This window comes from Aetokthonos hydrillicola CCALA 1050 (assembly GCF_017591665.1).
GTDB classification, from domain to species: Bacteria; Cyanobacteriota; Cyanobacteriia; order Cyanobacteriales; family Nostocaceae; genus Aetokthonos; species Aetokthonos hydrillicola.
Window position 1 is genome coordinate 1 of record NZ_JAAKGC010000395.1, and the last position, 1,385, is coordinate 1,385.

Below are 1,385 nucleotides of genomic sequence, written 5' to 3' on the forward strand. Positions count from 1 at the left end.
TGAGCCAGCTGTAACTACCATTGAATCAATCGTCTTAGAGGATGATGAACTGTCAAAAGTTCTCTCACGGTTTGACCATGATAATGCAATGGTGTTCATCTCAGGTGAAATCACCATTGATGATCCAGATATAAAGTTTGCGCTCGATCCACACCAATTCCCATTCATTAAGCGTAGTCAGACAAGTGACTCACCAGGGGTAAAGCTGGAAGTTGCACCACTTAAATATGTCAAGAAAAAACTTGGTGATCAGTTCGCTACTGGTCAACTGTCAATAAGGAGTATAACAACTACAGGAAGACTTGATCATGAACGAGTCTAGCTTGAAGATTTTCCTTTTCTTTACCTTAGCTGGACTATTGGGGATAGCAGGTTTAACGGAAAATCGCCAGTCATTATCTATAGCTCAAGCACAGTTTCCAATAGCTAAAGTTTCACCCGAACCTGAGAAGAATTTACGTCGTGAACCAAGTACACAACCTGAATCGAGTGTACGCTCTGTTGAAAGCAACCAACATACTTTAAGGATGTCACTTGTTGTTGATAATCCATCCTTCTTAAAAGTGAATGTTGGACAAGAAATTACAGCAGGAGAAGTTATAAGCGACAATACCATTGAGCGCGATCGCCTTACCAAACACCGCCAATCAATCGAGCTGCAAATACAAAACTTAAAGTCTAAATTTATTCATAAACCTACTGAGCCAAATTTTCCTCTAGCATTACGAGCGCTTCCCCCAGCTAATTACTCAGAGGAGGAATCCTTAGTCAAAAACGCTCGGATGAAACTAAGCCAAGCGCGTTCCATGTTGGAAGCAAGAACACCATTCCTCACCAAGGATAACCCTGAGAAATTGGCTTCTATACAACGAGCTAAATCACTGCTAGATCAAAAATCGATAGATGTTGAGCGCCAGGAACGCTTAATTAAATTCTTAGGTGAAAATAAACAAAATCAAGAAGCATCCCAAGCAATTTTAGACCATGAGCAAGCGAGACTGAGAAAATTAGAAAGTGAGAAACAAGAAGCACAAGCCGCTCTTGAGACTGAGAAAGGCAAGCTTTCTACAGATGGGGTTGAAAACCAGCAGAAATTAGAACAACTTCAGTTAGCTGTCCATCTTGCAGAATCAGAACTGAATATTGCTGAATCTAAATTATCCAGTGCGCAGTCTCGCAGAAAAATGCAGGAATTTGATGCTGCTACCAAGGAAGTAGAAAAGCAGCAGAAGAACACCCAATTAAAACAAGAGTACGAGAGACAGCAGCAAACTTATAACCAAGAAATTAGAGAAAGAGATTATCAGATAGCACAGCTACAACTATCCTTAGTCGCTGTTGATGACAAGCTAAGTTTAATCCCAGTCGTTAAAAGTCCTCGCAAT

The 1,385-nt window shown here is 40.6% G+C and carries 1 protein-coding gene and 1 pseudogene; both read left to right on the forward strand.

What is annotated here, in order from left to right; translation table 11 throughout:
* Positions 1-322, forward strand: a pseudogene (locus G4P69_RS38255) (metal-dependent hydrolase); the annotation flags it as partial.
* On the forward strand, positions 309-1,385 hold a 1,077-nt coding region (locus G4P69_RS38260), incomplete at its 3' end, for a hypothetical protein (protein ID WP_208355197.1). The pseudogene G4P69_RS38255 and the gene G4P69_RS38260, both read left to right, overlap by 14 nt.